Source organism: Ramlibacter sp. (genome assembly GCF_028292805.1).
GTDB lineage: Bacteria > Pseudomonadota > Gammaproteobacteria > Burkholderiales > Burkholderiaceae_C > Ramlibacter.
Genome location: NZ_JAQGLS010000213.1, coordinates 1 through 5,338 on the forward strand (window position 1 = coordinate 1; position 5,338 = coordinate 5,338).

The 5,338-nt window shown below is 68.6% G+C and carries 7 protein-coding genes; 2 read left to right on the forward strand and 5 right to left on the reverse strand.

Translation table 11 applies throughout. The features are described 5' to 3' along the window. Together JWP65_RS13200 and JWP65_RS13205 are read right to left on the reverse strand one after the other, a co-directional pair. Positions 1-295: RNA methyltransferase substrate-binding domain-containing protein (locus JWP65_RS13200; RefSeq protein ID WP_299764424.1), on the reverse strand; the 295-nt coding region annotated here is incomplete at its 3' end. Between the two features lie 21 nt (positions 296-316). Further along, positions 317-985: an ABC transporter ATP-binding protein gene (locus JWP65_RS13205; protein WP_299764426.1), complete on the reverse strand. Its 669-nt coding sequence runs from the start codon at positions 983-985 to the stop codon at positions 317-319. On the opposite strand from JWP65_RS13205, the gene JWP65_RS13210 reads away from it, so the two are divergent. Next, positions 984-1,625 carry an arylesterase gene (locus tag JWP65_RS13210; RefSeq protein WP_299764428.1) on the forward strand — a complete coding sequence of 214 codons (642 nt, stop codon included), beginning with the start codon at positions 984-986 and terminating at the stop codon, positions 1,623-1,625. The two genes, JWP65_RS13205 and JWP65_RS13210, sit on opposite strands and share 2 nt — an antisense overlap. Further along, complete coding sequence (gene mnmH, locus JWP65_RS13215; protein ID WP_299764430.1) at positions 1,626-2,687, forward strand: tRNA 2-selenouridine(34) synthase MnmH; 1,062 nt, start codon at positions 1,626-1,628, stop codon at positions 2,685-2,687. Between the two features lie 67 nt (positions 2,688-2,754). On the opposite strand, the gene JWP65_RS13220 is transcribed toward mnmH, so the two are convergent. The 3 genes from JWP65_RS13220 to JWP65_RS13230 all read right to left on the reverse strand — a co-directional run. Next, the gene (locus JWP65_RS13220; RefSeq protein ID WP_299764432.1) at positions 2,755-3,969 is read right to left on the reverse strand and encodes a PLP-dependent transferase; all 1,215 of its coding nucleotides are present in this window, start codon (positions 3,967-3,969) and stop codon (positions 2,755-2,757) included. 164 nt (positions 3,970-4,133) lie between these two features. Next, on the reverse strand, positions 4,134-4,658 hold the full coding sequence (locus tag JWP65_RS13225; protein WP_299764434.1) for a phosphoribosyltransferase: 525 nt from the start codon (positions 4,656-4,658) through the stop codon (positions 4,134-4,136). A gap of 14 nt (positions 4,659-4,672) precedes the next feature. Beyond that, on the reverse strand, positions 4,673-5,338 hold a 666-nt coding region (locus tag JWP65_RS13230; RefSeq protein ID WP_299764436.1), incomplete at its 5' end, for an adenylosuccinate synthetase.

Below are 5,338 nucleotides of genomic sequence, written 5' to 3' on the forward strand. Positions count from 1 at the left end.
GCAGCAGCGGCGGCCCGCTGACGCCATCGAGCAGGTCGTCCAGCGAGCTGGCCTGCGACAGGGTTTCGACGCGCGCGACGACACCCTGGTGGCCGACGCTGCCGGCCAGCTTGGCCAGCCGCAGGCCGTCGGCCTCGATGGCGCGCAGGCCGGCCTCCTCGGCTTTCTGCAGGAACTGCCGCATGCGGGCGTCGCGGCGGCTGGCGTCGAAGAACAGCTCGATGATCGAGCCGGGCGCCGTGCGCAACCGCACGCCGACGGCGTGGAAGCCGAAAAGGACCTTGGGGGAAGACATGCCCTGATTATCGCGGGCCGCTCAGACCAGTCGCCCCGCCTCGATCGTGATCTTGCGTTCGCAGCGCTGCGCGATGGCGCGGTCGTGCGTCACCAGCACCAGCGTCGTGCCCAGTTCGCGGTTCAGGTCGAACATCAGCTGCATCACGGTTTCACCGGTGGCAAAGTCCAGGCTGCCGGTCGGCTCGTCGGCCAGCAGCACCGCCGGCTGCACCACGAAGGCCCGCGCCAGCGCCACCCGTTGCTGCTCGCCGCCGGACAGCACCTTGGGGTAGTGGCCCAGCCGTTCACCCAGGCCGACGCGGCCCAGCATCTCGGTGGCGGCCTTGCGCGCGTCGCGGCGGCCGGCCAGCTCCAGCGGCAGCATCACGTTTTCCAGCGCGCTCAGGTTGCCCATCAGCTGGAAGCTCTGGAACACGAAGCCGACCTGGCGCGCCCGCAAAGCGGCCCGGTTGTCTTCGTCCAGGGCGAACAAGTCCTGCCCGGCCAGCCGGACGGTGCCGCTGGTGGGCGTGTCGAGCCCGGCCACGATCGACAGCAGCGTGCTCTTGCCCGAGCCGGAGGCGCCGACGATGGCGGCAGTCTCCCTGGCCGCCAGCGAGAAATCGATATCACGCAAAATGGCCAGGGTGCCGGTCGAATCGGTGACCGACTTCGAAACGTGTTCTACGGAAATGATGGGTTCAGACATGCGAGCTGTAAGTTGGAACCGGCGTGACTTCATCGCCGCGGGCGTGGCCGGCGCCATTGTGGGCCCGCTGGGCGCCGCCCCGGCACCGGTGATCCTGGTGGTGGGCGACTCCCTCAGCGCCGAGTATGGCCTGAAGCGCGGCACGGGATGGGTGGCGCTGCTGGAGCAGAAGCTGCGCCAGGAGAAGATCGCGGCCAGCGTCGTCAACGCCAGCAGCAGCGGAGACACCACCTCGGGCGGGCGCTCGCGCCTGCCGGCACTGCTGCGCCGGCACAAGCCGACCCACGTGGTGATCGAACTGGGCGGCAACGACGCTCTGCGCGGGCTGCCGCTGCAAGGCAGCGAGGACAACCTGTCGCAGATGACGCAAGCCGCCCAGCGGGCCGGCGCCAAGGTGCTGCTGGTGGGCATGCAGGTGCCGCCCAACTACGGCGGCGACTACGCGCGGCGTTTTTCCGGCATGTTCGAGAAGGTGGCGGGCCGGCACAAGGCGGGCGTGGTGCCGTTCTTCCTGCGCGGCGTGGCCGACGGCGCCGAGCCGACTGCCCTGTTCCAGGCGGACCGCATCCACCCGAAGGAAGAGGCGCAAGCCCGGATGCTGGACAACGTCTGGCCCGAACTGCGCAAGCTGCTCAAGTAGATGGCGGTGCACTCCATCGCCGCTGGTGACGCCATTGCGCGGCTGGCCGACTTCGACGCCGTCATCGACGCCCGCAGCGAGTCCGAGTTCGCCGAGGACCACCTGCCCGGCGCGATCAACTGGCCGTCGCTGAACGACACCGAACGGCACGAGGTCGGCACCACCTACAAGCAGGTCAACCCGTTCGAGGCCAGGAAGCGGGGCGCCTCCCTGGTGGCGGCCAACATCTCCCGCCACATCGCGCGCGACGTGATGGACAAGTCGCGCGACTGGCGGCCGCTGGTCTACTGCTGGCGCGGCGGCCAGCGCAGCGGCGCGCTGTCGCTGGTGCTGGGCCAGATCGGCTTCCAGGTGAAGATCGTCGAAGGCGGCTACAAGTCCTTCCGTGCCGCCGTGCTGGCGGCCCTGCCGGAGCTGGCGGGACGGTTCTCCTACCGCGTGATCTGCGGGCCCACGGGCTCGGGCAAGACGCGCTTGCTGCAGGCGCTGGACGCTGATGGCGCCCAGGTGCTGGACCTGGAGGCGCTGGCCAGCCACCGCAGCTCGGTGCTGGGCCTGATCCCCGGCCAGCCGCAGCCGACGCAAAAGCGCTTCGACACCCTGGTGTGGCAGCGGCTGCGCAGTTTCGATCCGGCCCGGCCGGTGTTCGTGGAAAGCGAAAGCAAAAAAGTCGGCAACCTCGGCGTGCCCGATACCCTGATGGCGGCGATGCGCGCCAGTGCCTGCCTGCGGCTGGAGCTGTCGGATGACGAACGGGTGCGACTGCTGCTGGAGGACTACGCCTTCTTTTGCGAGCAGCCCGAATTCTTCTGCGAGCGGCTGTCGGCACTGACGCAGTTGCGCGGCAAGGCGCAGGTGGAGAGCTGGCAGGCGCAGGTGCGCGGTGGCGACACCGAGTCGGTGGTGCGCGAGTTGCTGCTCAAGCACTACGACCCGGGCTATGCGGGCTCGACCAGCCGCAACTTCCCGGCGTTCGCGGATGCGCCCGTCATCGCACCGGCGGATCGGTCGCACGCGGCGATGGCGGCGTTGGCCGCCGACCTGGCCCGCAGGCTGGGGTAACCGCAGGGCACTCCAGCGGTGGCCGCAGCCAGCTGGGGTGCGCGTTCCGCCGGCCCTGGTCTGCGATTCACGGTCGCGAGGACTGGCTGCCGTTGTCAGCCGGCCGCAGCGCTTGCAGCGCCTGCTCCAGGTCGGCCTGCAAATCCTCGGTGGCCTCCAGCCCGATCGAAAACCGCACCAGCGTCCCCTTGTGCTTCCAGGTCCCCAACTGCGCCGAGCGCATCGAGGGGATGTCGTAGGGCACCACCAGGCTGACGGGGCCGCCCCAGGAATAACCCAGCTTGAACAGGGCCAGCCGGTCGCAGAAGGCGTCGACCTGCGCACCGGTGTGCCGCTCGTCGAACACGATGGAGAACAAGCCCGCGGCCAGCCCGTTCTCTGCGCACAATGCCTTCCAGTGCGCGTGGCCGGGCGAGCCCTCCAGCGCCGGGTGCAACACCTGCACCACCTCGGGCCGCCCTTGCAGCCAGCGCGCCAGCTGGCGCGCCGAGCGGTCCTGCTCGCGGTAGCGCAGCGCGAGGCTGGGCAAAGCCCGCAGCAGCACCTCGGCATCGTTGGCGCCTACGCCCCAGCCCATGCGCATGTGGGTGAACTTGAGCTTCAGGTGCAGCGCGTCGTCGCGGGTGACGATGCTGCCCATGAGGATGTCGGCGCCGCCGCTGGGGTACTTGGTCAGCGCCTGCACCACGATGTCGGCACCGCTGTCGAAGCCGTTGAAGGCCAGGCCCGCGCCCCAGGTGTTGTCCAGCGCGCAAGCCACGCCGCGCCGGCGGCAGGTGGCGGCGAACTGCGCAAGCGGGCCGAACTCCATGGTGACGGAGCCGGGCGTCTCCAGCCAGACCAGCTTGGTGCGCTCGCTGATGCGGCGCTCGAGGTCGGCCGGGTCCATCGGGTCGTACAGCTGGTGCGTGATGCCCCAGTTCTTCAGCTCGGCTTCGGCCAGGGCCTTGCTCGGGCCGTACACGTTGTCGGGCAGCAGCACCTCGTCGCCGGCCGACAGCAGCGCCATGTTGACGTTGGCGATGGCCGCCAGCCCGCTGGGCACCAGGATGCAGTGCTTGCCGCCTTCCAGGGTGGCGATGCGCGCTTCCAGCGTGAAGGTGGTCGGCGTGCCGTGCAGGCCGTAGGTGTAGCCGGCCTTTTCCTTCCAGTCGCGCGCCCGCATGGCCGCGACGTTGGCGAAGATGACGGTGGAGGCCTTGAAGACACCGGGTTGGGCGGCGGCAAAGCCGGCGGGCGGCTGGTACGGGTGGTGAATGAGGGTAGTGACCGGCTTGGGCATGCCGTGATCCTACCGTGGGAGCCCTGCTTATCCGGGCAGCGGCACTCGGACCGCGCGGAATAACATGCAGCGCGGTCCCACCTGTGACGAAGCCGGGCTTTGCCCGGCTTCGTCGCTGATCAACACCACTTCAAAAGTCGTTTGCCACTTCTTGAAGTGAATGATCAGACCTTCCACTTCTCCAGCAGCTTTTCGGGCCGCATCGCGTCGTAGCTTTCGAACGGCTGGTGAATCCACGGGTTGGTCGAGAGGAATTCCACCGAGTAGTCCGGCGCGAACTTCGACAGGCCCTTGGTCCAGATCACCGCGCTGCGCAGTTCGGTGATCGGGCTGTAGTTGGTGCGCAGCATGTCGACCACCTTGTGCAGGGTGTGGCCCGAATCCGCCAGGTCGTCCACCAGCAGCACGCGGCCGGCGATCTCGCCCTTGGGCGTGGTGATGTAGTGCGCGATGTCCAGGTGGCCCTGCACCGTGCCGACCTCGGCGCGGTACGAGCTGGTCGACATGATCGCCAGCGGCTTGTCGAAAATGCGCGAGAGGATGTCGCCCGGCCGCATGCCGCCACGCGCCAGGCACAGGATGGTGTCGAACTCCCAGCCGGACTGGTGGATCTTGATCGCCAGCTTCTCGACCAGGTTGTGGTACTCGTCGTAACTGACGTACAGGTGCTTGCCGTCTTCCGTCAACATCGTTCGGTCTCCGTTCAGGCCAGGTAAGGGTGGCGCATCATGATCGTGTGGTCACGGTCCGGGCTGGTCGAGATGATGTCGACCGGCACCCCCGTCACGTGCTCGATGCGCTGCAGGTACAGGCGCGCGTTGACCGGCAGATCGTCGTACTGGGTGACGCCCACGGTGGATTCGGTCCAGCCCGGCAGCGTCTCGTAGACCGGCTTGCAGCGCGAAATCTCGTCGGCGCCCAGCGGCAGGATGTCGGTGTGCTCGCCATCGAGCTCGTAGCCGGTGCAAAGCATCAGTTCCTTGATGCCGTCGAGCACGTCGAGCTTGGTGATGCACAGGCCGGTGAGGCCGTTGACCTGGGCGCTGCGCTTGAGCAGCGCGGCATCGAACCAGCCGCAGCGGCGGTAGCGGCCGGTGGTCACGCCCATCTCGGCGCCGACGGTGGACAGGTGGTGGCCGACGGTGCCCGGCGTCTGCCAGTCGAGTTCGGTCGGGAACGGGCCGCCGCCCACGCGCGTGCAGTACGCCTTGGTGATGCCCAGGATGTAGTGCAGCATGCCCGGGCCGACGCCGGCGCCGGCGGACGCGTTGCCGGCCACGCAGTTGCTGGAGGTGACGTACGGGTAGGTGCCGTGGTCCACGTCCAGCAGCGTGCCCTGCGCGCCTTCGAACAGCAGGTTGTCGCCGTG